Source organism: Primorskyibacter flagellatus (genome assembly GCF_900176485.1).
Lineage (GTDB): Bacteria > Pseudomonadota > Alphaproteobacteria > Rhodobacterales > Rhodobacteraceae > Primorskyibacter > Primorskyibacter flagellatus.
In genome coordinates, this window is record NZ_FWYD01000019.1 from 22,504 (window position 1) to 46,621 (window position 24,118).

Genomic DNA, 24,118 nt, shown 5'->3' on the forward strand with positions numbered 1-24,118 from the left:
AACAGACAAAATCGCGGAATTAAGTGAATCCAAACGAAACAGAACGAAACGGAGGGTGATAAGCCTTTGGTAATTAATGGTAAGTTTTTCATCCCCCCAGATGGCGAGGACAGAGACTTCAAGGCACTATTCAAGCAAGCTGCATCCGGTGGCGTGGGTCGGCCTGTTGATGAGAACGGTTTCCCTCTTGGCCCGTGGACAGCCGAACTACTCGCCGAGGCAATCTCCCGAATTGAAGCTAACCGCGCAGGCATCGAGCTACGCACTGTGCAGCTTTGGTTTCAGGACAACGTGAAAGGCATCAGTACGTCCAATATTCGTTGGCTGGCCCGAATATTCGGATGCGGAGATCCGGAAAAGACTAGTCGATGGCAGGCGGCGTTGAGTGCTTCTCAGGCCAAACTGGTCGCCGATAGGCGGAAACGAAGCAAAATTCGGCACGCTGTACAGACCAGCGACATCACGGACCGCCCGTCTCCACCATGCGATCTGAGCGCGCCCGAAAAATCAACAAGAAACACTGTCGCAAATCTGTCGGAATCCATGTTCCTGGGAGGCAACCCATTCAGTGCGATTGTGCTGCTGTGGGGTGGTCAGGCCTTTCTGATTTTTGCGAGCTATATCGTTGGAACGCACATCGTTACGTACAATCCGGTCGAAGGTGTTTCCAAGCAAGTGGGTCTCTTCTGGTCCCCAAACTGGATTTTGGACAGGCTGATCTGGTTGCCGATCATGATCATTTTGGTATCGGCTCTGATACAGGACTGGCGCGGGGAATGGCGCTCGTCACTATTGCCTCAACAAGATCGCTCGGGTTCAAAGATCGCGTGGGAGCGCAAGCTCCAAGCACATTCGACAGCCTTCTGGGCCGTTTTACTCGTCAGCCTGATAATCGTGTTTCTGGTTCAATGGTATGGGGCGTACTTGCGGCCATTACTACAGGATGACGTGGGGGACCGCGTCGTCGACTGGATTCTTGTTGCGATCGAGCGGCCGGATGTTATCTCTTTTTCAGAAGCCGTATATCTCTCCGCCTTTGCCAACCTTACCTCCGGTGTCGCCTACTGGTTCCTGTTTGCTGGGCTGTTGCTGATATACGTTCTCGCGTGCGACTTCGGTGAGATTTGCCGAGAGCAGGTTGGCTCTGACAATGACGAGGCTGTGCGTCATGCGTCTGTTATTGGAGCGAAAATAGCGAGAGGCCTCCACGACTACACCGTGTTGGCCGTTTTGATTGCCACTCAGATCAAACTGGTCGCGGTTTATCTCATGACCGACGCCAGCAACATCGTTTCTTGGCTGCTTGAAGATACATACGCCGCGCTCGGCTTGGGAACGAGCGACTGGGGCTGGTTCGACAAAACTCCGTCGGCCTCCATCACGAGCTTCTTTGTCTTGTTCATTCCATGCTTCGTGTACGTTATCTGCGCCTTACGAATTCGCGGTGCGCTACATCTGCTCGGCTCTCATGCATCCACGGTCCACACAAGAATTCCCTGGTGGAAGTACAATGCGGTGATCGTCATGATGGCGGTAAATTTTGGGTTTCTGGGCCAGTTTACCGGTTTTTCGATTCTGCTTTGGGCCAGTATCCTTCTGGTATTCTTGAGCGTTTTTCATCGTGGTTCTGATCATTTGGGCCAGGAAGGAGCACCCTGAAGATGACGATGTTGAAGGCAGCTCCTTTCTTTCCCGAGATAGCGGAAGGTCCGGGTAATGGTGCGTCCTATTGGGTTGAAACTGCAGACGGCTTCCGCCTGAGGGTTGGATCATGGAGGGTGCCGGGTCCGGAGAAGGGTACGATACTTCTGTTTCCCGGACGCACCGAGTATATTGAAATGCATGGTCGCACAGCGAAAGCGTTCGCGAATTTCGGTTTCTCGACAATCATAATCGATTGGCGGGGGCACGGTCTCTCTGATCGCGTCATTGCTGACCCCAACACCCTCCATGTGGACCGCTTTTCTGACTATCAGCTAGATGTTGCTGCAATGATCGCAACAGCGTCAGAACTGGAAATGCCAAAACCTTGGTTCTTGCTTGGGAACTCCATGGGTGGATGTATTGGTTTGAGGGCGTTGCTCAACGGCATGCCTGTATCAGCATGCGCATTTACGGCACCTATGTGGGGTCTCAAGATGTCAAAAGTTCAGCGTCTGATCGCACGGCCGGTTTCATGGGCGGCTCAGGCGTTCGGAAGAGGAGAAAGCTACATACCTGGGCATAATGGGGAAAACTATGCTCTGAGCAATCCATTCGAAGGCAACAGGATCACCAACGACCCGGATCAGTACGGCTACTGGGTCCGCCAAGCTCGTTTGCAACCATGTCTGCAAACGGCTGGTTCAAGTATGCGGTGGCTTCATCAAAGTCTATCGGAGTGCGGTCGCCTTACCAAAGCTCGCTCGCCAAATGTCCCGTGCGTGGCTTTCTGTGGAGATCACGATGGGCTTGTCGATATCAATGCTATTCGAGATCGCTTAAATGATTGGCCCGACGGACGCTTCGAGATGATTTCCGGCGCCAAGCATGCGCTGTTGCTGGAGACACCAAGGGTTCGTCAGCGAATTATTTCTGAAATTGCGGCTCATTTTGAAGGGTTTGGGGATGGTTAGGGCAAAGGCGCCCGCTGGGCACGTGTTGCTGACCGAACGGGCGCGTTCTTCGGTGCCCCTGAACCGAAGACTGATCGAGCCGAGTGCCAGTCTTGTCATGAACAGAACTGCGATTGAAAAGTAGCCCGAACAGGACAGTGGGACATGGGCGGTTTCAAGGAGGCTCGCATGAAAGATGGTCGAGACAGGGATCAGCTTTTGGTGTCGACAAAAACCTGTCAAAACCTTAGCGGGTTTCGCCAAGGGTTTGTGTCACAAAGATTTCCAACAACTCTCGACGATTGACAAGCCGGGACAAAATCGACCGTTTTTGGCGCATAGGTTCTGTCAGGGGGTTTGTGTCCGGCGAGCGGGACAGACCTTGCGTTGACCGCTATTGCAAACGACAGAACAGTTCAGCCAGCGGGCTACTTCGCGGGAAGCGTGGATACGAAGGTTCGACCGCGCCTGATCCACCGATGTAGTGCCTCATCGGTGCCGATGCCGGGAGGATCGACAAGCACGAAACCACGCGGTCTTCGCCCGCCGGTCATCTCCATGGGGCGAACATGCTCTTCCGCCAAGGCCGTATCATAACCATCCCGCCCCACTCGGACCATGAGCGCATTGCCGGTCACTCCGCAGCACATATGATCGCCGATCATGAAGCACAGCGCCCCCATCATCTTCTGCTCGCGCAGCTCGCCCGCGTCTGACAAAGCGTTCCGGACACGGGCAGCAAGGGCTTCATCATAGGCCATGCGCAGCTTCAACGTTTCTCGGCTGCGATGATTTCTTGAAGCCGCATCAGGCTGGTTTCCCAACCGGCGCGGGTTTTCTCGCATACTTCAGCGTTTGGCAGTCCGCTATGCCGTAGCGTTAGTTGCACACCGTCTGATCGCGGCTCCAGCTCGTAGGTCAGCATCGCGGGTTCAAAGGGAGCGCCGACAGCCTTCCAGGTCTGCACGAGCCTGTTTGGCTCTTCGAAGACCACGAACTCTCCTTCAAGCTGGTAAGGTTGACCTCCACCGACGCCTGCGGCAGCCCAACGGCCGCCTTCCCGGACATCGCCGCTCCATTCCTGAGTGTTGAATACGCCCGGTCGGACCCACCAGTTGCAGATCTCCTTGGTTGTGAGCGCTCGGAACAGGCGCTCAGGCGAGGTTTCGAAAACTCCAGAAGCTTCGATTTCGCCTGTCTTCGGGTCTGTTGTAGCCCTCACCTCATCTTGAGCGTCGGGTGCATCGGCATCTGCCATGTTCATTCTCCTTTTCGACATTGATTGCAGACTACAAGTGGTAGTACGGTTTCGTAAATATGGACAAAAAGGATAGTATGGGATTTCCTATGGCGCTTGATAGCGACACCCATAAGGGGCCAAGCGTGTCCCTTCTGACCGGTCTCGACATGACCCACATCTCGCTCTGCCCGGCCATCGCGTTCAACAAGATCGTGGGAGGGCGCTACAAGCTACACATCCTGTGCGTCCTCCATCGTGGGCCGCAGCGGTTCGGCGAGATCGGACGCTCATTGGTCAAGGGCGGCTTGGGCAAACCAGTGACACCGCGCATTCTGAGCCGAGAATTGAAGGACATGACTGAGCTGGGCCTGATCGACCGGCGGGAGTATCCGGTTGTGCCGAAGAAGGTCGAATACTCTCTCGCACCGAGGGGCAAGGCTCTGCTTCCAATCCTAGCGGAAATCGTCCGATGGGGAGCGACCGGCGTCCATGAAGAGATTCTGGAGATTCCGAAACAGTGACACTACACGACAGGCGTACTCCTTGCCACTAGCCTCGTTTCTGACCTTCGCCGCGCCGCAAGATGTGCCAAAACTCAACCGTTTCTGTCACCGGCGGAAAGGACCGTTTTTGGCGTGCAGGTTCTGTCACTGGGTTTGTGTCCGGTGTGCGGGACTTTGCAGCCGTTGCCCTTCCGGGTGTTTGCTGACGCAGCATCCGCTCGCAGGTGCGGCACACTCATCGCTGCCTGGCAGCCGATGTCGCCAATCCGGTCATTCAATGCCAGTCTGAGGCGCGATATTTGAACCGCCCTTTCGCTGCAACCACGACGGGCTAACGTGGAGCGGATGGGGTGGATGGCGTCTGCTCCCAATCGCCGCGCATTGCGGCAAACTGTGGATGTCATCTTCTGAAAGGAAAGGAGCCCCACCATGCAAGTCACGACAGTAGAATTAGATCTGGGCAAGGACGTTTTTCAGGTTCACGGCATTGCGTCCGACGGCACTGTTGTCTTCAATCGTTCGATCCGGCGCAGACAATTACTCAAGTTCTTCGAAGCGCTGCCAAGTTGTTTGATCGGCAACCATTGCCTTCGAGGCACTTCTTTGAATCCGTCAGGCAAATTGAAACATAATGTTTTCAAAAGGTTCTGCCCGCCATCGCGTTGGCGGGCAGTAGAGCGTTCCTTACCCCTTTGGACGAAACGGCTGAGCCAGCGACACCGGGAAGTCCAGTGCCATAGCCTGCCGGTTCCGGGAGATCAGAACGAGGACGGCGATAGTGGCCAGATATGGCAGCGCGGACAGAAGCTCCGAAGGAACCTTCAATCCGATTGCCTGCCCCTGCAGCTGCAGGATTGTCATACCGCCGAACAGCCAAGCCCCCAAGATCACCCGTTTGGGACGCCAGGCGGCGAAAACCACCAGCGCCAGAGCAATCCAGCCGCGGCCTGCGGTCATGTTTTCCACCCAAAGCGGCGTATACACAAGCGACAGGTAGGCGCCGCCGAGCCCGGCCATGGCACCTCCGAACATCACAGCAAGGTAGCGGATCTTGATGACTTCGAAGCCGATGGCATGTGCGGAATCCGGGCTTTCGCCGATGGCGCGCAAAGCCAGCCCGGCTTTCGTTCGGTAGAGGAACCAGCTGACGGCGCCGAACATCACGAAGGAGAAATAGACTAGCGGGTCGTATTGGAAGAACATCGCCCCGATCACCGGAATATCGGAAAGCCCGGGTAAGTGAATCGGCTGGATGGCATCCACCGGTGTGCTGCCGAAGCCGCGGCCGATGAAGGCGGAAACCCCGGTGCCGAAAATCGCCAGCGCCAGACCCGCCGCGTATTGGTTGGTCATAAACGTAAGCGCCAGCACGCCGAACAGGAGCGAGGCGGCGGCGCCGGCCAGGACCGCGGCAGCAAGCGCCACGATCATCGGCAGGCCCGCAAAATGCGCCCACACCCCGAAAGCGGCGCCGACCAGCATCATGCCTTCGATACCGAGGTTCAGGACACCCGATTTCTCGACCACCAGCTCGCCAAGCGCGGCGAAGATGAGTGGGGTTGCCGCGATGATCGTCGCGGCGAACATGGAAATGAACAGATCCATCAGTGGGCCCTCACAGCGGTTTTGCGGATGCGGAAATTGATCAGGAAGTTGCTGGCCAGCAGGAAGAACAGCAGCATCCCCTGGAAGATCAGCGCGATCGAGGACGGCAGGCCCAGCGACATCTGCACCGTTTCACCACCCAGGTAGAGCAGCGACAGCAACAGCCCGCCCAGCACGATGCCAAAGGCGTTCAGGCGACCGATGAAGGCCACGATGATGGCGGCAAAGCCGTAGCCGGGCGAAATTTGCGGCGAAAGCTGCCCCAGCGGGCCTGCGGCTTCCATCATTCCTGCTAGTCCGGCTGCGGCACCCGAGGCCAGCAGGCCGATCCAGATCGAGGCCGAGGCGTTGAAGCCGGCAAACTTGGCCGCCGCGGGGGCCACGCCCCCCACCGACATCTTGTAGCCCATGAAGCTGCGCTCGGTGAACAGCCAGGTGACGGCGACAACGATTCCGGTGAAGAAGATTGAGGTGTTCAGCCGGTAGGAATAGTCGAAGACCTCAAACATGCCGTTGTAGGGCAACAGTGCGGTCTGCGGGAAATTGAAGCCTTCCGGATCGCGCCAGGGGCCGTGAACCAGATAGGACAGGACCAGCGCGGCGACATAGGTGAGCATCAGCGTCACCAGGATCTCGTTGGTGTTCATGCGATCCTTGAGGAAGGCCGGTATGGCGGCCCATGCGATACCGGCCAGCATGCCTGCAATGACCATCGAAGGCAGCAGCAGCGGGCTTTCCTGCCAGGGCGCGAACAGGCCGACGCCGGTGGCGGCGACCGCCCCCATGATCAGCTGCCCCTCCGCGCCGATGTTCCAGACATTCGCGCGGAAACCGATGGCAAGCCCGCAGGCGATCAGGATCAGCGGAGAAGCTTTCAGCAGCCACTCGGATATCCCGTTCATCGTGGTAAGCGGCTCGATGAAGAAGGTGTAGAGCGTCACGAATGGATTGTAGCCCAGTGACAGGAAGAACAGGGAGCTGATGACAACGGTCAGCCCGGTTGCGATCAACGGGGCGGCAATAGCCATCTCGCGCGAGGGTTCGGCGCGGGCTTCGATCTTAAACAGCATATCTGACACTTTCCGTTTGCACATCGGGCGCAGCGGGTTTGCTGCCGGTGCCTGTCATGAGAAGGCCGACTTCTTCAACGTTGGTATCGGCGCGGTTAAGCGACGGCGTCAGCTCGCCATTGCATATGACGTAGAGCCGGTCGCAGATCTCGAACAGCTCCTCCAGCTCTTCGGAGATCACAATAACTGCCTGGCCGGAGCGGCTGAGGTCGATCAGTGTCTGCCGCACATAGGCGGCGGCGCCAACATCCACGCCCCATGTAGGCTGCGAGACAAGCAGCACCTTGGGGGAAAGCTCGATTTCCCGGCCCATGATGAACTTCTGCAGGTTGCCGCCGGACAGGCCGTGCGCCTTGGCGCTGGGGCCGCTGGCCTTGACGTTGTATTTTTCGATCACGTCGGCGGCGAAGTCCCGTGCCTTCCGTCGGTTGGCCATCCCGTGTTTGACCATGCCCAGCCGGTGGGCGGTCAGCAGCGCATTTTCCGACAGCTCATAGGGCGGCACAGCGCCGCGGCCAAGCCGTTCTTCCGGCACGAAACCCAGGCCCAGATCGCGGCGGCGACCGGCATTGAGGTGGCCGATCGGACGCCCTTCAAGGACGATGTCTTCGGCAGCGCTGGTGATCTTCTCGCCGCTGATGGCGGCGGCCAGTTCGCCCTGGCCATTGCCCGAGACGCCGGCGATTCCGACGATCTCGCCGCCAAAGACCTCAAGACTCACCGCTTTCAGCGATGTGCCGGTAACCGTTTCCGGTGCCAAGTTCAGGTTGTTCACCGACAAGAGCGGCATGTGGCTGAGTTCCGATGGCTCCACCATCATTTCCGGCAGGTCCTTGCCCACCATCATGCGGGCCAGCTCGGCAGAGGTCGCCTGACGCGGGTCGGTCTCGCCGGTGACTTTGCCTCCGCGCAGCACGGTGGCGCTGTGGCAAAGCTCGCGCACCTCGTCCAGCTTGTGGCTGATGTAGAGAATGCTGCAGCCTTCGTCAGAGAGCTGGCGCAGCGTCTCAAACAGCTTCCGCACCGCCTGCGGGGTGAGAACCGAAGTCGGCTCATCCAGGATCAGCAGCTTGGGCTGGCGCAGCAGGCAGCGGACAATCTCCACCCTCTGCCGTTCCCCGACCGACAGCGAAAGCACCAGGCGGTCAGGATCAATTGGCAGCCCGTAGCGTTCCGAGACTTCGCGGATCCGGAGAGCAAGTCCCTTTAGGTCCATCTTGCCGGGCATCGACAGGGCGATGTTTTCAACCACCGTGATTGATTCAAACAGGGCGAAATGCTGGTAGACCATTTCGATTCCCAGTTCCCGCGAAACCGCGGGGCCATGCTCGGGCACAGCCTTGCCGTCACAGTAGATTTGCCCTGCATCCGCCGGGGTAGCCCCGTAGATGATTTTCATGAGCGTGCTTTTCCCGGCACCGTTTTCGCCCAGCACGGCGTGAATTTCGCCGGGGAGAACGGACAGCGAGATGTCATCATTGGCAAGCACACCAGGGTATGACTTGCTGATGCCACGGAGTTCCAATCGTGGTGTCATTGCGCGTTTTACCTTTGTTCCGGTGGGTTGCCCGCCAGGCAGAGTGCGGCAGGCAATCCTTCCTTTTGGGGGTATCGGGAAGCGGTCAGCCCAGCCTGCCGATCATCCCCTCGACAAACCAGTTGATGCCACGGATGCCGGCCACCGGCAGGACTTGCCCCGCCTCTACCCGCATTGCTCCGCCTTGATCCCTCAGTTCGCCTGCAAAGGGGTGCAGCCCCCCGGAAGCGATTTCGGCGCGCGCGTTCTCTGCAGCTTCAATGGCTTCTGCCGGGAGGTCGGCGTTGTAGGGTGACATTTGCACCACGTCGTCTGCCAGGCCCAGCCAGCGCTCGGTTGAGTTCCAAGTGCCGTTGGCTACATCCTTGGCCGCCTGCACATAGACTGGCGCCCAATTCAGTGTGAAGGCTGTCAGGTGCTTGCCGTGGCCGAATGCGGCCATGTCGCTCGCATAGCCGACGGACCAGGCGCCGCTTTCCCCGGCCACCTGAACACCGGTGGCGGTATCCGTCATCGAACAAATCACATCGCACCCCTGCGCAATCAGCGTCTTGGCAGCTTCCTTTTCCTTGCCGGGGTCGAACCAGGAGTTCAGGAAGATGACGTTGCAGGTGATGTCCGGGTTGACGCTTTGAGCGCCGCGCAGCAGCGCGTTGGCCGGGCCGACGATATCCGGGATCGGGAAACCGCCGATAAAGCCGATCTTCGCTGATTTGCTGACGTGACCAGCGGCGACGCCTGCAACGTAAGTGCCCTCAAAATACTTGGCTTCAAACGTGCCCAGGTTCTTGAGGTGCTTGATGCCCGAGCAGTGTTCAAAGACTGTCTCGGGGAAGCGGGGAGCCACCTTTTGCATCGGCGTGCCATGCGAAAAGCTGGTGCCGAAAATCAGATCGTTGCCCGAACCCGCAAGTTCACGGAACACCCGTTCCGCATCCTGCGGCCGGAAAATATTGTCGATGACGGTGATCTCAACATTTTCACCGAACTCGGCCTTGATCGCCTCTACCCCTAGGCTGTGCTGCTTGGTCCACCCGATGTCAGATACAGGTGAGACGTAGACGGCCCCAACTTTCAGCGTTTCGCTCGCCCGGCTGATTGCCGGCAGCCCGGCCAGGCCGGCGGCGAGGCCAGCTGACGCTCCATACTTCAGAATGTCTCTTCTTGTTGCGCGTTTCATCGTTTTCTCCCTGTTGAGGTTGATGACTTAAATTTCGCAAGCGGCCTTTCTGTTGTGAGACGTTCCAGTTTTGGTTTTTCGTTTGTTGGAGCCGTCTCAGGCCTATGCTTCTTGGGACACGTAGCGGGAGAGTGCCTCCCGTGTGTCGATTTCCGGCTGGGGCTCATCATCCATGAGATACCCCTTGACCACGTTATGATGGTGGACTGCGATCAGCTCCTGGGCTTCGGCGATCTTGCCTTGCTCCAGCAGGTCAATCAGCACCCCGTGGTCGTGCAGCAAGCCGCAATAGTCGAAGCGGGAACTGACCAGTGAGCGCAGCAGGGCAGTCCGGCGGATAAGCTGAGCATGCATCTGCTGTATGACTGTGTTGCGCGACAAACGGACCAGAACTTCATGAAACCCTGATCCCAGCTGATCGGACAACTGGTCGTTTTTTTCCTCGACCGCTTTATGCTGCAGTTCCACGTGGTGGCGCAGTTCAGCCCAGCCCTGCGCACCCAGCCTGCCGGAAAGCTGAGCTGCGACGCCCTGCTCAAGTATGGTGAGCGCATCGTATATCTCTACAGCCTCTCTGTAGGTTGGCTTGGACACGAACGCTCCGCGATTGCGCTCCATTGTGACCAGCCCGTCTTCGCTGAGGCGGATCAGCGCTTGCCGCACGACGGCGCGGCTGACGCTGAAAATGTCCGCCAATGTCTGCTCGCTCAGCTTGCAGCCGGGCAGCAGTTGTTTGTGAATGATTGCCCGAGTGACAATCTTGGATATCTCATCTGAACGGTTCCCCATGGCGATGGCACGACCTTCCTGATCATATCTCTGTTGGCAAAAGCCTGTGTGTCGACACGTCCAGCGCCGCCTGCGCTGGACATACATTGATTTATAATCTTTTCATGATTGAAAGACTATCAGGATATTATTGAAAGTCTGTTCTGTTAAAATTGATATGCAATCTGCACCTTTTTGACTACCGTTACTGGCAAGCCACCGCAAGACGAATAATCAGGGAGCTGCGTAATGACATGCAACGACAGGATATTGATCGACGACTGGCACGTCGTTGCCGATCTCGATCAGCTTCTGCAGGCCGGTTCCTGCAAGACATACCTATTGGGTGTTGAAGTTGCCGTTACCGCAGGTCGGGACGGTCAAGTGGCCGTAACGCTTGCTGACGGGAAGCAGCAACTGCCTTGTCAGATCAAATACGGGTTTGTGTGGACCAGCCTTGGATCTCCGGAACGAGAGACCATTCACATACCCGAAGCATTCGAAGACGACCGTTACATCATCAGCGGCGGCTCATTCCCAGTTAAAGTGTCGGGTTTGCGGGTGGTCGAGAATTTCCTGGACATGGGGCACTTTCCCTTTGTCCACAACGGCTGGTTGGGTGAAGAGCCGCATACCGAGGTTGCTCCCTATGAAGTGGAGCTGACTGAAGATAACGAGATCATCGCGACAGAGTGCTACTTTCATCAGCCGGTGGCATCCCCCACTGCCGAAGGCGGGATCGAGGTCGAGTACAAGTACAGGGTCTACCGCCCCTACATCGTGGCGCTCTACAAGACCAACCCGCTTTACCCGGACCGCAAGGACTACATCGTCCTGTTCATCCAGCCAGTCGGGCCGGAGGAATGCGTGGTTCACAACATGCTCTGCTACATAAAGGAAGGCATGAAGGAACCCGATATCCGCTGGTTCATGCAGCTGATCTTTGCCCAGGACAAACCAATCCTGGAAAACCAGATTCCGCGGCGGCTGCCGCTGGACCCGCGCGCCGAAACACCGATCCGGGCAGACAAGGTTGCGATCCTGTACCGCCGTTGGCTGCGAGATCACTCTGTGAGTTATGGCGCCATCCCGGCAACCGAAGCATGACAGGAGGAAAATCCGTGTCCAAACCGAAATGCGAAGACCAAGTGGCTTTGAACCTTTGGTACACGATTGCACCGATCGCGGAATTAGAAGAGCCGGGAGCACAGCAAACAATCCTGCTGGAGCAGCAGATCGCCTATGCGCGAAACGCTGCGGGAGAAGTGGTCGTCTGGGCACATGAAGGTGTGCCGGGCGGTGTTCCGGAGCAGAACACTTTGCCGGTACAGGAGCGCTACGGCTATGTCTGGACAACGCTGGGCTCGCCAAATAGCGATATATTCCCAATTCCAGAGTATGCTGAAGCAGACCGCCGCAACATTCATGCTGCAACATTTGGCGTGAATGTTTCGGCTCCGCGGCTGGTCGAGAATTTCCTGGATATGGGACACTTTCCCTTTGTCCACACCGACATCCTCGGCGCAGAGCCGCATACCGAGGTGAAAGAGTATTTCGTCGAAGTATCGGAAGAGCGTGACGAAATCATCGCGTCGAACTGCAAGTTCTGGCAGCCGATGGCGGCTGCGGCCTCCAGCGGCGGTGCCGACGTGGACTACATCTACCGGGTGCCGCACCCGTTCTGCTCGGTGCTCTACAAATCCAGCCCCTTGGATGAGAGCCGAAAAGACGTGATTGCGATCTTCATCCAGCCGTTCAACCAGGAACAGGTTAGGGTGCATATGCTTCTCTCTTTGCTGGACGACGCCAACAACGACACGGATATCCGGCTGTTTCAGCAGACCATCTTTGGCCAGGATAAGCCAATCCTGGAAAACCAGTACCCCAAGCGCCTGCCGCTGGACCCAAGGGCAGAAACGCCCATTCGCGCGGATAAATCCGCAATCGCCTACCGCAGGTGGCTGTCCGGGAAAGGGATCACCTATGGCGTGATCCCCCCGGCTGCGTGACCAAGAAAACCAACAGGGAAATCTAAAATGATGTCCGACCTGCACAGCAACTGGTATCCGATCGCCTCAAGCTCGGATCTGCCGAAACGCCATGTATACCAAGCGCAGCTTCTGGGGAGGGAATTCGCCGTCTGGCGCGCCGACGACGGCCACGTCAATGTCTGGGAGAACCGTTGTCTGCACCGCGGCGTGCGGCTTTCGATTGGTATTAACAACGGCACCGAGCTGAAGTGCCAGTACCACGGCTGGCGTTATGCCAACCGCACCGCCGGCTGCACTTACATTCCGGCGCACCCGGCGGATGCGCCGGCCCGCACCATCTGCAACAACACCTACCCGGCAATCGAATCCCACGGGCTGGTCTGGTCCGGCGAAGAAGCCTCTGGCGATCTGCTTTCGCTGGATGGCTTTGACAGCGCAACCGTGCTGCGGGCGGTGCCGGTCTTTGCGCCGATGAATATGGTTGCCGAAGCGCTGCTGGGCTACGGCTGGGACGACAGCTGCAAGGGCGCGGCCAACGATGACGGCTCGGTCACTGTGACCGCCGGCGACGGCACCGCCGTCCGCATCTTTGTGCAGCCGATGGACAGCAACCACTCGGTGATGCGCGGCCTGGTCAACCAGGCGCCTGCCGGTGCTGGGCGGGCCGAGCTGCTGCAGACCCATAGCTGGCTGATGCAGGAACTGCGTGACCGTGTCGAGGTGCTGGCCGCCAAACAGGAGGCCCCTGCTCCATATGAGCCGGTCATAGCCAAGGTCTCCGAAGACCTGGTCGACATCCCGGCGCTCGGCACCGACGGACGCAAGGCCGAACTGCGGGTGCAACTGGTCAAGAAAGAAATGACCGCCGAGGGCATCGTCAGCCTGCGCCTGGAACCGATCAAGGGCCAGTTGCCGACCTTCCAGCCCGGCGCGCACATCGACGTGCATCTGCCCAACGGTCTGGTGCGGCAGTACTCGATCACCAACGGGCCGGGCGAGACCGATCACTACACCATCGGCGTCAAGCGCGAAGGGGACGGCCGCGGCGGTTCGGCGGCGGTGCATGACAGCCTGCAGGAAGGCGATGTGCTGGCGATCTCCGCACCGCGCAACAACTTCCCGCTGCGCCGCGATGCCGAGCACACCGTGTTCATCGCCGGCGGCATTGGCGTTACCCCGATGATCGCCATGGCACGGGCGCTGAATGCCCAGGGCCTGAGCTTCGAATTCCACTACTTCGTGCAGTCGGACGACCACGTGGCCTTCAAACAGCAGATCGGCGAATTCGAACGCGCTCTGACCATTCATAAAGGTCTGAGCCCAGAGGCAACCGGTGCCAAACTGAAGGAGGTTCTAGCGGAGCCTGGTTTCGCCCGCCACGTCTATATCTGCGGCCCCGGCCCGATGCTGGAGGCGACCCGCGGGATCGCGGCAAGTCAGGGCTGGACGGATGAAGCCGTGCATTTCGAGTATTTTGCCAATACCGCCGAGGTGGATGACAGCACCGCATTCGAGGTCGATCTTGCCCGCTCGGCGCTGACCTTGCAGGTGCCCGCAGGCAAGACAATTCTGGAGGTGCTGCGTGAACACGGCATCGACATGCCGAGCTCCTGCGAGCAGGGCGCCTGCGGCACCTGCCGTTGCGGCGTGATCGAGGGTGAAGTGATCCATCAGGATGTTTACCTGAGCAACGCTGAGAAAGCCGAAGGCAAATCCATCATGACCTGCGTGTCGCGCGCAGCGTCCGACCGTCTCATCCTGGATATCTGAGGTGCCAGCATGCTGAAACTCTACGACTACGAACTCTCCGGCAATTGCTACAAGCTGCGCCTTCTGCTCTCATTCCTGGGGGTCGAGTACAAATCAGAGCTGATCGACTTCTATCCGGGCAACCAGCACAAATCCCCGGAATTCCGCCAGATTAACCCTCTCGGGCAACTGCCGGTCATCGACGACAACGGCCTTGTGCTGCGCGATGCCCAGGCGATCCTGGTCTACCTGGCCTCGAAATATGACCCGTCGTGCAAATGGTACCCTCGGGACAATCCGGAGATGCTGGGGCAGATCTCGCAATGGCTGGCTTTTGCTGACGGGATCACCGGAACGGCCTCGGCAGCCCGCTTGCATGACGCGCTGTTCTACAACCACATCGACGTCGAGGCCGCGAGGGCTGGAGCACACCGGTTGTTCCGGGTGCTGGATGAACATCTCTTCTTTGCGGAAGAGGCGGGTCAGGACTGGATCTGCCCTGGCGACCACCCCACCATCGCTGACATTGCCTGCTTCCCTTACATCATGCTTTCCGAGGAAGGCGGCATTCCACGCATCGATTACCCGGCAATCCGCCGCTGGAGTGACCGTTTCAAGCGCATCCCGGGCTTTACCGTGATGTCGGGCGTCTTCCCTGCAGGGCCAGCCGCGAAAGACAGCTCAAAAGCAGTTGCCTGAGCGCTAACCCTCTCCCCTAGCCGGCCCATCCTGTCCGGCTATCCTGGGCGCCCGGTGATTGCTTGCTACCTCCCATCGGGCGCCCGCCTTTCCAAAGCGCATGGGCATAGAGGGCTTTTCTCTGGCAAACCTGAGTTTACCTCATTTGGCGCAATTCAAACAATCCAACAGCCGGTGGTGGAACTAGCTCCCCGCCAGGAATCTCCAATTCCATCCAATGTGACAGGCCGGAAGACCTGAAAAAGCCTTGGCTTAAGGAGAGAACGTGCCCGTCCTCTTCAACACGGGCCTCACCAACCACTCACAGGGAGAAGAAAATGAAATCAAGGAATGAGGGTCTGAAAGCGCTTTCGGTGGCGGCTTTTTCGGGGCTTGCCGGAGTTGCAATGCCGGCGGCTGCCGGCGCGGAGATACTGTTTTCAACTGGCGAAGTTCAGCTTCACTACGGAGACGGCTACCACCTGGGGGCAAATGGATTCGACACAACCAGCCGAACGACACTGACCGTGGAGCAGTTCACGCTATTTAACTGGGGTGACCTGTTCTATTTTGTTGATCTTTTTCAAGACCATGAAGGAACAGGCCGCGAAGTTGATCATTACGCTGAGATTTACGCTCACCTGAATGGGGGCAACTTCGGCATCAACTTCAGGGAAGATGGCTTTGTCAAGGATGTCGGCCTTGATTTTGGGTTGTTCCATGGTACCGACTTTTTGGTTGCCGCTCCGGGGGTGCGAGCGGACTTCAATGTGCCGGGCTTCAATGTCTTCACATTCGGCCTCTACGCCTATGACAATCTCGTCGACCCGTTCAATCGAGACTTGGATATGACCTATCAGGCAACACTCGTTTGGAACGCACCATTCACTCTGGGCAATGCAAACATGAGCTTTCGCGGCTTCACTGACTTCATTGGCGACCAAGGATCTGGTGTGGACGATCAAATTGTTGCTTCACCCCAGCTGGTTTGGGATGTGGGCCAGGAAGGTGGAGCATCCATTGGTCTGGAATACACCTACTTCCGCAACAAGTTCGGCGTCACCGGCGTAGATGATAACTCCATCTCAGCGTTTGTTGCCCTGAAGTTCTAGAACACAAAAAACTGCAAAAAAGCAGCCTGCAATGCTCATGCGGGCTGATCCCTTCACAACTGGAGAAAACTGATGATCAAGACCCGTGCGGCCGTTGCGGTTGCCCCCGGCAAACCGCTGGAAATCATGGAAGTGAACCTGGAAGGCCCGATGGCGGGCGAGGTTCTGGTGGAAATCAAGGCAACTGGCCTGTGCCACACCGACGAATTCACCCGCTCCGGCGACGACCCAGAAGGCATCTTTCCGGCGATCCTGGGCCATGAGGGCGCAGGCGTTGTGGTCGAGGTCGGCGAAGGCGTGACCAGCCTGAAGCCGGGCGACCACGTCATTCCGCTTTACACGCCAGAGTGCCGCGAGTGCGAGTACTGCCTCAACCCCAAAACAAACCTGTGTCAATCGATCCGCTCGACGCAAGGCGCCGGCCTGCTGCCGGACGGCACCACCCGGTTTTCGATGCTGGACGGCACCCCGATCCACCACTACATGGGCTGCTCGACCTTTGCCAACCACACCGTGGTACCGGAGATCGCGCTGGCAAAGATCCGTGAGGACGCGCCGTTCGACAAGGTCTGCTACATCGGCTGCGGCGTCACCACAGGCATTGGTGCTGTGATCAACACCGCCAAGGTGGAAATCGGCTCCCGCGCGGTGGTTTTCGGCCTCGGCGGTATCGGCCTCAACGTGATCCAGGGCCTGCGGATGGCCGGTGCCGACCAGATCGTCGGTGTTGACCTGAACCCGGGAAAGGTTGAAATGGCCACGCATTTTGGCATGACCGATTTCGTGAACCCGGCCGAAATCGAGGGCGATCTGGTGGCGCATCTGGTCGAGCTGACCGGCGGCGGCGCCGACTATACCTTTGACGCCACCGGCAATGTGAACGTGATGCGCACCGCGTTGGAAGCGGCGCACAAGGGCTGGGGTGAATCGATCATCATCGGTGTGGCGCCGGCCGGGGCCGAGATCTCCACCCGCCCGTTCCAGCTGGTCACTGGCCGCAGCTGGCGTGGTACAGCGTTCGGCGGCGCAGCCGGCCGCACTGACGTGCCAAAGATCGTTGATTGGTACATGGACGGCAAGATCGAGATCGACCCGATGATCACCCACAAGCTGACTTTGGACCAGATCAACGAAGGCTTCGAGCTGATGCACAAGGGTGAAAGCATCCGTGCAGTGGTGGAATTCTGATCGATGGAGCTGATCGAAAACACCACATGTTTCGGCGGCAAAAATGCAGTCTACAGGCATCGCTCAGATGCCTGTGGCTGCGACATGACCTTTGGTATCTACCTGCCGCCGCAAGCGGAAACCACATCGGTTCCGGTCCTGTGGTATCTCTCCGGCCTGACCTGCACCCATGAAAACGCCATGTCCAAGGCGGGATTGCAGCAATATGCCGCCAAACGCGGCTTGGCGCTGGTCTTTCCGGATACGTCGCCGCGCGGCGAAGACGTGGCCGATGACGAAGCCTATGATCTGGGGCAGGGTGCGGGCTTTTATGTAAACGCGACCCAAAGACCGTGGGCACCGCATTTCCGCATGTACGACTATGTTACCCGGGAGCTTTATGCGCTGGTGTGCGGCGCGTTTCCGGTCACTGAGAAGCAGGGGATCACAGGCCATTCCATGGGCGGTCATGGCGCGCTGACCCTGGCCATTCAAAACCCCGAGCAATTCCGCTCAGTTTCGGCCTTTGCTCCGATTACCAACCCCACCAAGTCGGATTGGGGGCGCAAGCAATTGGCGGCATACATCGGCACGGATGAAACCATGTGGCGGGACTATGACGCCAGCCGACTGCTTCGCAGCAAAGGCTGGCAGCAGGATATCCTCGTTGACCAGGGCGGCGAGGATCAGTTTCTCGATCTGCTGCGCCCGCAGGAACTTGTGGAAGCTGCGAAAGACGTTTCAGTGCCGCTCTCCTACAGGGCGCATAGCGGCTACAATCACAGCTATTACTTTGTCGCCAGCTTTGCCGAAGAGCACGTTAACTGGCATGCAGACAGGCTACGAGGGCCTGCTGCGTGAGTTGACACCGCCTGAAGCCTTCCGCGTCCACGCATCAGGCTGCTGGTTCAAAACGCCAGGGCAATTCTTCCGCGTTTCAGTGCTGCAGCGGACATGATAACCGGCCCATCGCTTCCAGAGCGCCGTCCTCAGAAGGCGCGTGGCTCGCTGTCTGATGGTGGGCGAACCGGCTGGCGTATAAGGTGAATGGCAGGAAGGAGCCGGTCTTTCTCGCACGATCTCGCTGCTGCCGCAAAATACTGCAACTGCTCGCTCGTCACACCCAGCTCCCTGGCCACGCCGGTTTGTGTGGCACCAGGCTTATAAAGCCGACCAACAGCTGCGGCTTTGAATTCATCTGTGAACGTTCGTCTCGATTGTCCCATTCCATGCTCCTTTCTTGGACAGGGGTACTTTACCCCGGTGTCCGGGAACCGGAACGAAGTTCATGGCTGCATTCTCCTCGGCCATGCAGCGAGAGAAATTCGGCAGTGCAGCGGATCGGCGCGCTGCGAGCGCGCGCAGCATGAAAACCAGATTCACAGTATGGGCTCACTCCAGACCTTCTCCGCAGCGCAGGATGCGCCAAAACTCAACCCTTTCTGTCATCGGCAATAACGACATGGTGTGATTGCGGCGGTCGCTCTCCGGAGGCGAACGAGGTCCGGTATGTTGGCCTCATGGAAAAAAGCCGTGAGGAGAACGACCTATGGAACACTATGCCGGTTTGGACGTGTCGCTGAAAGAGATTTCGATCTGTGTCGTGGATGAGGATGGAGCGATCGTAGCGCGCGGGGCCTGTCCTGCCGACCCCGAAGGCGTCGCAGGCTGGTTTCGCAACCGCGATCTCGAACCTCGACGCATCGCACATGAGAGCGGCATGCTCTCGATCTGGTTGCAGCGAGGGATGGCTCGGCTGGGGTTGCCGGCAACCTGCATCGATGCGCGCAAGGCGCACAAAAGCCTCTCGGCGCGACTGAACAAGTCAGACGCTGCGGACGCGGAAGGACTGGCGCAGCTCGCACGGACCGGCTGGTTCACTCCGGTGCACATCCGAAGCGAAGACGCCGATCGACTGCGCTGTCTGGTCGGAGCGCGGGAACGGTTGATCCGACTGCGAAAAGACCTCGAAGGGCACATCCGCGGCGTCCTGAAGACCTTCGGCATCCGCATGACCGGCATCGGCCAGGGGCGGCAGAGGCAGGCGTTCCGGGATCAGCTCGCGGCAGCTGGGGAGAGTGATACGGTTCTGCGCGCAATTTCTGATGGGTTTATCGCCGCACATGCAACGCTGTGCCAAGCAGCAGATGACTTGGACAAAGTCGTGAAAGGGAGGGCCGAAGCCCATCCTGTCGCGCGCCGCCTGATGACGATCCCCGGCGTCGGCCCGGTCAACGCGCTAAGCTTCATCGCCCTGATCGATGACCCTAACCGTTTTAGCCGAGCATCCGATGTCGGTGCTTTCCTCGGGCTCACGCCGAAACGCCATCAATCCGGTGAAATCGACTGGTCCGGGCGCGTGTCGAAATGCGGTGATGGCGCCATGCGCGGTCTGCTGTTCGAGGCCGCTTCCTGCCTGATCCGCCAGGTCAAACGCTTCTCGCCGCTCAAGAGTTGGTCTGTCCGACTGGCCGGACGGCGCGGATTCCGCAAGGCGGCGGTCGCCACCGCGCGCAAGATCGCCGTGCTGATGCTGACGCTGTGGAAGAACGAAACCGACTATCAATGGACAAAGGAGGCCACTGCCTGATCTGAGTTCCCGCCCCGAAGGCGGGAAGCGAAGTCCCGACGGGACGGAGGTTGATCGATCTCGTAAAAACGGTTGGGATGCAGGCTCGCCTGCTCACCCCGCAAACGACATTGGAGACGATCCACCACCGAACACCATCATGAGGCGCATCCGCGACCTCGGAGAGAACCATGACCCCGGACGGACAAACCGCTCACCCGCTTGACAAGGCCGCAATCAGAGAACCGTTTTTGGCGTGCAGGTTCTGTCACTGGGTTTGTGTCCGGTGTGCGGGACAGAGATGGCTTTCGCTGCGGTTGCGCAGATGTCCGGTTTAGGTCAATCAAGCAGGGATAGCTTTTTGAACCACAGGAGCGACTGTGAAGACCGTCATCCTCGAACACGAATACGCCTCACCGGCGAAGGAGGTCTGGGCGGTGGCAACGGACCTCGATGCACTCAAGGACATCATGGATGGGGTTGTCAGCTTCGAAGGGTTGCCGAGCGGTCGCGTATACCAAGGCCAGAAAATTACCGTGCAGGTGTCGCTTTTCGGGAAGTTACCGCCTCAGCCGTATTTCATGGAAGTCCTGGAATGCGACGACGAAGCAATGATTTTGCGGTCGTCTGAAAAGGGCGCAGGCGTCAAATCGTGGCGTCACACTCTGACCGTGGAACCACAGCAGTCAGGGTCCAGGCTGCGCGACGTCATTGAAATCGACGCGGGCTGGATGTCATGGGCCTTCGCCCTCTGGGCACGGTTTCTGTATCGCAAGCGGCATGAACCGCGCGTTCAAATTCTTGCGGACATGCGGACGAAACGGTCTGAGACTGAGTTGTCCGATTCAGAATCGCCGTGAAGTGAACCAAGATGGACTGCGCCCCTTCGCGCTATGTGCAGTGAACTGCAAAAAGGGCTCACTCCAGACCTTCTCCGCAGCGCAGGATGCGCCAAAACTCAACCCTTTCTGTCATCGGCAAAAACCACCGTTTTTGTCTATCCCGTCAACTGCGGTAACACCCACGCAGCCTCACGCCTGTTCCAGTAGACAAGCTCCACAACTGAGAGGCTGTGTGAGAAGTCAACGCGGTGCGATCCGGCGGACCATCTGGGCGCATGCGGCAATCGTGATGAGCGTCTCGGACGTCTGTACCCGATATTCGTAATCCTTTGACAGTCGACGGTGCCGGCCAAGCCAGGCGAAACTGCGTTCAACGATCCAGTTAAGTCCGGCGATCTTAAACGCTTGCTCCTTGCGTTTGACGATCGTCAGCTTCCATCCGTTTCGATCCTTCAGGTCTTGTGACAGCCCTTTGCTCTCGTAGCCAGCGTCTGCGATCACAGTATGGACTGTCGGCCATAGCGGGGATAACCCGCCAGCCAGGAAACGGGCTGCCCGACGATCCGACATGCCCGCAGGCTCGACGCGGCAGGCAATAAGAAAGCCCTGTGTATCAACGAGCATCTGTCGCTTTCGCCCCTTGACCATCTTATGCCCATCAAAGCCACGAACGCCCCCTTTTCTGTCGTCTTCACCGATTGACTGTCCATGATGACAACTGTGGGATCAGGGCGCCGGCCCGATTTTTTCCGGGCGGCACGGTAGAGCGCCCGATGCAAACGGCCCCATACACCATCGATCCGCCACTGCCGGAAATATGACCAGACCGTACCCCAAGGCGGGAAATCGAGCGGAAGAAGACGCCACTGGCATCCTGTGCGCAGCAGATAAAGGATCCCATCGACCACGGCCCGCAAATCCGTTCGCCGAGGTCTGCCGCCAGGACGGGGAAGCGGCAGATGCGGCGCAATCAGCGCCCATTGTTCATCGGTAAGGTCTGTAGGATAGCCAACGCGCGCCATGATCTCCCTCCCATTTCTGGAGAAGAGCATACGCTTCGATGCCAAAATGGCCACTTCTCACACAGCCTCATAGCTCACGCGGCTTGCAGTGTCATTTCGCCCCGTCCTGCAAAGGACCACAGTTCTTGCGTTGCCAAAGCGTTGGTTTTTGCGCTACATAACTCTATAGAGTTAATATCGTTACTATAGAGTCATGTGACGAGGGAAAACTATGCTGACCTTTTTAAGATCGACTGCGCTCACCGCAGCCATCTCAGTCTCCGCTACGATTGCCGCCCCTGCGCCAGCCGAAGCATATCCCATTGACTGCGCGATCCTGCTTTGCCTCGCCGGTGGCTGGCCCAGCTCGCCCGAATGCTCTGCGGCCCGCGCCACATTCATCCGCCGGATCACGCCCTTTCCGATCGAGCCTCCGCTGCAAATCTGGCGTTGTCCGATGGGCGCGTCGTTCGAGGTAGATCCCTCCACCCTCACAGCCGACCGCATCTACGAAATTCTCATGGACGAAAGCGTGCCGCAGCAATCCTTTCCTGCGCCCGCGCCAGAGGGCTTCACGTTGAAACCTCAACCCGCCGTCTACCGCGAGACGGACAACCTGCCGTTTTCGGACAGCACCATGGTTCATCCCGTTCAATCTGCCGACATTGACGTGTCCGGCCCCGCGTTCGATTTCATCCGCTCGATCCGGGTGAGCCAGGTACGCGTCAGAGAGTGGGGCGAGGAATGCCACTCCTACAAAGACATACGCATCGGGACCTATGACAGCCAAGGCCGGTTTTCGTGGCGCGATTCCGAAGTAGTTCCGGCCGCATTTGAGGGCCGCGACCGTCGCTGCCCCCGAAACCTGCGGGGCGTCCTGGTCGAATGGCGCGATTATCAGGGCAATTATGACAAGGAGCAGGTCAACTACTAGCCCTTGTGCGCAGGTTTTGGCCGACAACTATAATTGCGACACGCATCAACAAGCTGTATGAAAGTTTCTAACCGATAATCCAGAATCAAAAAGATCGGAGCAGTCAGCACAGAACAAATGAAAACCCCCGCGAGGCGGAAACCTGCGGGGGGGGGTTTTAAGAGCCGAGGGATTGCCGTCCCGGGATCGACCATAACTTCTCAGGTCTTGTTCTAACCTCTCCCTACATGACGAGCAAGAAAAAACCGCACCTGTGCGAACAAGAAAAATTTGCCCGTCACCGTCTCGCTTTAACAAGCGAGGACAAGACCAGTGACCACATCAACCATCCCCCATAGCGGGGATTTCATGCGCCTTTTCGCGCGCACCCCCATGACAGGGGCGGCGCTGCGCATCGCCAATACCCTGGCCGGCTACATCAGCTATGACGGAGTGTTTCGCGGCGCGCCGAAAGGCTTTGCCGCCTTCACCATGAAAGAATTGCAGGCCATGACGGATCTCAGTGACCGCGCGGTCCGGCACGCCCTGGACGAGCTGACGCGCCTTTTCGGCCTGACCATCCAACGTCGGCATCACGCCCGCCATCTGTTCGCCTTCACCAAGGTCTATGACCCCGAGGATAACGCGTCAGAAGCCGCGGAATCCGTGGCCTCGGAACAGGCCGAGATTCCTGCGGAAAAACGAGTAACCGGAACCACAGTTCCGCCTTCTCCTTATAGTAGAACAAAAAGTAATAATCATACGCCTTCGACAATTCAGATTTCAGAAGGGGCTGGGTCGGTTTACCAGACGCCGTTCGCAACCGTGATCGAGACGGCGAAGAAAGGCACAGAAGCCGAAAGCATGGACACGCAGTTCTTGTGGGCCGGTTTCCACATGCTCAACACCCGGAACCGCCATGCTTACGCGCCGCTGTCTTGGCTGATCGCCTTTGTCCGCAAGGCGAAACCGAAGTTTCAGGCGGCAGAGAAACCGCAACGAAAAGCGGAGGCCCCTGCCCCGGCCTGTCCCGATCCGCTGATCCTCATGGCGCAGCCCGCGCCCCACGCCAACAAGGATTTCCACGAGCACAACCTGCGAAAAGCGATCGGGAATGACGCCTATGACCGGCGCGTTTCTGAGATCCGGAAGACCTACGGCGCAAGCGTTTTTGCGGCGAAACGGGCCGTCCACGGACAGGCGGTCAAAGACGGGACAATCAACCCGTGAAGGCTTTTCCCGTCATCGTCGCGGCGATCGCCGCCTTCGGCCCAGGCGCCGCCACCGCCGAATGGTGCAATCCGCCGATAGCACCGGAGCTGACCACGCCGGAGCTGGCGCAGGAATACCGCGAAGAGTTCAAAGACGAGTTCAATCAGTATTTTCGCGATGCTTCCCGATACACCGCCTGCCTCGATGCCGAACGAACGCGCATCTTCGAGGAAATGCAGATCACCGCACAGAGATACGAACGCTTCTTGGGCGATAGCAGAAATTGGACCACTGACCAGTGAGCCCGGCGTGCCATAAAGCGTCTATCTGGGAGTTTGGAATGGTATTGATCCGCTCGGCAAACCTTTACCCTTCCCCGTGGGCGCG

At 58.4% G+C, this 24,118-nt stretch carries 24 protein-coding genes and 1 pseudogene; 15 read left to right on the forward strand and 10 right to left on the reverse strand.

The features are described 5' to 3' along the window. Window positions 1–66: 66 nt before the first annotated feature. Both B8991_RS16710 and B8991_RS16715 read left to right on the forward strand, forming a co-directional pair. Window positions 67–1,659 carry an RcgA family putative transporter gene (locus tag B8991_RS16710; RefSeq protein WP_084354082.1) on the forward strand — a complete coding sequence of 531 codons (1,593 nt, stop codon included), beginning with the start codon at window positions 67–69 and terminating at the stop codon, window positions 1,657–1,659. Window positions 1,660–1,661: 2 nt separating this feature from the next. Then, window positions 1,662–2,615, forward strand: a complete 954-nt coding sequence (locus tag B8991_RS16715; RefSeq protein ID WP_084354083.1) for an alpha/beta hydrolase — start codon at window positions 1,662–1,664, stop codon at window positions 2,613–2,615. A gap of 407 nt (window positions 2,616–3,022) precedes the next feature. On the opposite strand, the gene B8991_RS16720 is transcribed toward B8991_RS16715, so the two are convergent. Next, the gene (locus B8991_RS16720; protein ID WP_084354084.1) at window positions 3,023–3,355 is read right to left on the reverse strand and encodes a TfoX/Sxy family protein; all 333 of its coding nucleotides are present in this window, start codon (window positions 3,353–3,355) and stop codon (window positions 3,023–3,025) included. An 8-nt stretch (window positions 3,356–3,363) separates the two neighbouring features. After that, window positions 3,364–3,852 (reverse strand): SRPBCC family protein, encoded by a 489-nt coding sequence (locus B8991_RS16725; RefSeq protein WP_179141525.1) that lies wholly within the window; start codon window positions 3,850–3,852, stop codon window positions 3,364–3,366. Between the two features lie 77 nt (window positions 3,853–3,929). Here B8991_RS16725 and B8991_RS16730 point away from each other — a divergent pair, with 77 nt between their 5' ends. Continuing rightward, entirely contained in the window at window positions 3,930–4,355 is a 426-nt protein-coding gene (locus tag B8991_RS16730) for a winged helix-turn-helix transcriptional regulator (protein WP_218673238.1), read from the forward strand. Window positions 4,356–5,021: 666 nt separating this feature from the next. Here B8991_RS16730 and B8991_RS16735 read toward each other — a convergent pair. The 5 genes from B8991_RS16735 to B8991_RS16755 form a co-directional block, all read right to left on the reverse strand. Next, window positions 5,022–5,942, reverse strand: a complete 921-nt coding sequence (locus tag B8991_RS16735) for an ABC transporter permease (protein ID WP_084354086.1) — start codon at window positions 5,940–5,942, stop codon at window positions 5,022–5,024. Further along, window positions 5,942–7,012, reverse strand: a complete 1,071-nt coding sequence (locus B8991_RS16740) for an ABC transporter permease (protein ID WP_084354087.1) — start codon at window positions 7,010–7,012, stop codon at window positions 5,942–5,944. Before B8991_RS16740 ends, B8991_RS16735 begins: the two co-directional genes overlap by 1 nt. Continuing rightward, window positions 7,002–8,549 carry an ABC transporter ATP-binding protein gene (locus tag B8991_RS16745; RefSeq protein ID WP_084354088.1) on the reverse strand — a complete coding sequence of 516 codons (1,548 nt, stop codon included), beginning with the start codon at window positions 8,547–8,549 and terminating at the stop codon, window positions 7,002–7,004. The genes B8991_RS16740 and B8991_RS16745 overlap by 11 nt, the downstream gene beginning before the upstream one ends. Window positions 8,550–8,634: 85 nt before the next feature. Next, a complete protein-coding gene (locus tag B8991_RS16750) occupies window positions 8,635–9,729 on the reverse strand; it encodes a BMP family ABC transporter substrate-binding protein (RefSeq protein WP_084354089.1) in 1,095 nt (364 codons plus the stop codon). Window positions 9,730–9,831: 102 nt separating this feature from the next. Next, window positions 9,832–10,605 carry a GntR family transcriptional regulator gene (locus tag B8991_RS16755; RefSeq protein ID WP_218673239.1) on the reverse strand — a complete coding sequence of 258 codons (774 nt, stop codon included), beginning with the start codon at window positions 10,603–10,605 and terminating at the stop codon, window positions 9,832–9,834. A gap of 162 nt (window positions 10,606–10,767) precedes the next feature. On the opposite strand from B8991_RS16755, the gene B8991_RS16760 reads away from it, so the two are divergent. The 7 genes from B8991_RS16760 (at window position 10,768) to fghA (ending at window position 18,055) form a co-directional block, all read left to right on the forward strand. Beyond that, window positions 10,768–11,604, forward strand: coding sequence for an aromatic ring-hydroxylating oxygenase subunit alpha (locus tag B8991_RS16760; protein WP_218673240.1), 837 nt, complete (start codon window positions 10,768–10,770; stop codon window positions 11,602–11,604). A gap of 14 nt (window positions 11,605–11,618) precedes the next feature. Continuing rightward, entirely contained in the window at window positions 11,619–12,506 is an 888-nt protein-coding gene (locus B8991_RS16765) for an aromatic ring-hydroxylating oxygenase subunit alpha (RefSeq protein WP_084354134.1), read from the forward strand. Between the two features lie 27 nt (window positions 12,507–12,533). Further along, a complete protein-coding gene (locus tag B8991_RS16770; RefSeq protein WP_084354092.1) occupies window positions 12,534–14,258 on the forward strand; it encodes a Rieske 2Fe-2S domain-containing protein in 1,725 nt (574 codons plus the stop codon). A 9-nt stretch (window positions 14,259–14,267) separates the two neighbouring features. Beyond that, the gene (locus B8991_RS16775; RefSeq protein ID WP_084354093.1) at window positions 14,268–14,936 is read left to right on the forward strand and encodes a glutathione S-transferase family protein; all 669 of its coding nucleotides are present in this window, start codon (window positions 14,268–14,270) and stop codon (window positions 14,934–14,936) included. 317 nt (window positions 14,937–15,253) lie between these two features. After that, on the forward strand, window positions 15,254–16,027 hold the full coding sequence (locus tag B8991_RS16780; RefSeq protein ID WP_084354094.1) for a DUF5020 family protein: 774 nt from the start codon (window positions 15,254–15,256) through the stop codon (window positions 16,025–16,027). Between the two features lie 75 nt (window positions 16,028–16,102). Further along, the gene (locus B8991_RS16785) at window positions 16,103–17,215 is read left to right on the forward strand and encodes an S-(hydroxymethyl)glutathione dehydrogenase/class III alcohol dehydrogenase (RefSeq protein ID WP_084354135.1); all 1,113 of its coding nucleotides are present in this window, start codon (window positions 16,103–16,105) and stop codon (window positions 17,213–17,215) included. Window positions 17,216–17,218: 3 nt separating this feature from the next. Beyond that, window positions 17,219–18,055: an S-formylglutathione hydrolase gene (gene fghA / locus B8991_RS16790; RefSeq protein ID WP_084354095.1), complete on the forward strand. Its 837-nt coding sequence runs from the start codon at window positions 17,219–17,221 to the stop codon at window positions 18,053–18,055. A gap of 128 nt (window positions 18,056–18,183) precedes the next feature. On the opposite strand, the gene B8991_RS16795 is transcribed toward fghA, so the two are convergent. Further along, complete coding sequence (locus B8991_RS16795; protein WP_084354096.1) at window positions 18,184–18,420, reverse strand: transposase; 237 nt, start codon at window positions 18,418–18,420, stop codon at window positions 18,184–18,186. Between the two features lie 323 nt (window positions 18,421–18,743). Between B8991_RS16795 and B8991_RS16800 the strand changes: the two genes are divergently transcribed. Beyond that, complete coding sequence (locus tag B8991_RS16800; protein WP_084354097.1) at window positions 18,744–19,784, forward strand: IS110 family RNA-guided transposase; 1,041 nt, start codon at window positions 18,744–18,746, stop codon at window positions 19,782–19,784. Between the two features lie 359 nt (window positions 19,785–20,143). Next, entirely contained in the window at window positions 20,144–20,623 is a 480-nt protein-coding gene (locus B8991_RS16805; RefSeq protein WP_084354098.1) for an SRPBCC family protein, read from the forward strand. Window positions 20,624–20,845: 222 nt separating this feature from the next. Here B8991_RS16805 and B8991_RS21560 read toward each other — a convergent pair whose 3' ends face one another. Further along, on the reverse strand, window positions 20,846–21,253 hold the full coding sequence (locus tag B8991_RS21560) for a transposase (RefSeq protein ID WP_084354099.1): 408 nt from the start codon (window positions 21,251–21,253) through the stop codon (window positions 20,846–20,848). A 38-nt stretch (window positions 21,254–21,291) separates the two neighbouring features. Then, window positions 21,292–21,657, reverse strand: a pseudogene (locus B8991_RS22010) (IS5 family transposase); the annotation flags it as partial. Between the two features lie 181 nt (window positions 21,658–21,838). Here B8991_RS22010 and B8991_RS16820 point away from each other — a divergent pair. The 3 genes from B8991_RS16820 (at window position 21,839) to B8991_RS16830 (ending at window position 24,033) form a co-directional block, all read left to right on the forward strand. Further along, window positions 21,839–22,540, forward strand: coding sequence for a hypothetical protein (locus tag B8991_RS16820; RefSeq protein ID WP_084354101.1), 702 nt, complete (start codon window positions 21,839–21,841; stop codon window positions 22,538–22,540). Between the two features lie 312 nt (window positions 22,541–22,852). Then, on the forward strand, window positions 22,853–23,749 hold the full coding sequence (locus B8991_RS16825; protein WP_143514644.1) for a hypothetical protein: 897 nt from the start codon (window positions 22,853–22,855) through the stop codon (window positions 23,747–23,749). Beyond that, window positions 23,746–24,033, forward strand: a complete 288-nt coding sequence (locus B8991_RS16830; RefSeq protein ID WP_084354103.1) for a hypothetical protein — start codon at window positions 23,746–23,748, stop codon at window positions 24,031–24,033. Before B8991_RS16825 ends, B8991_RS16830 begins: the two co-directional genes overlap by 4 nt. Window positions 24,034–24,118 lie beyond the last annotated feature (85 nt).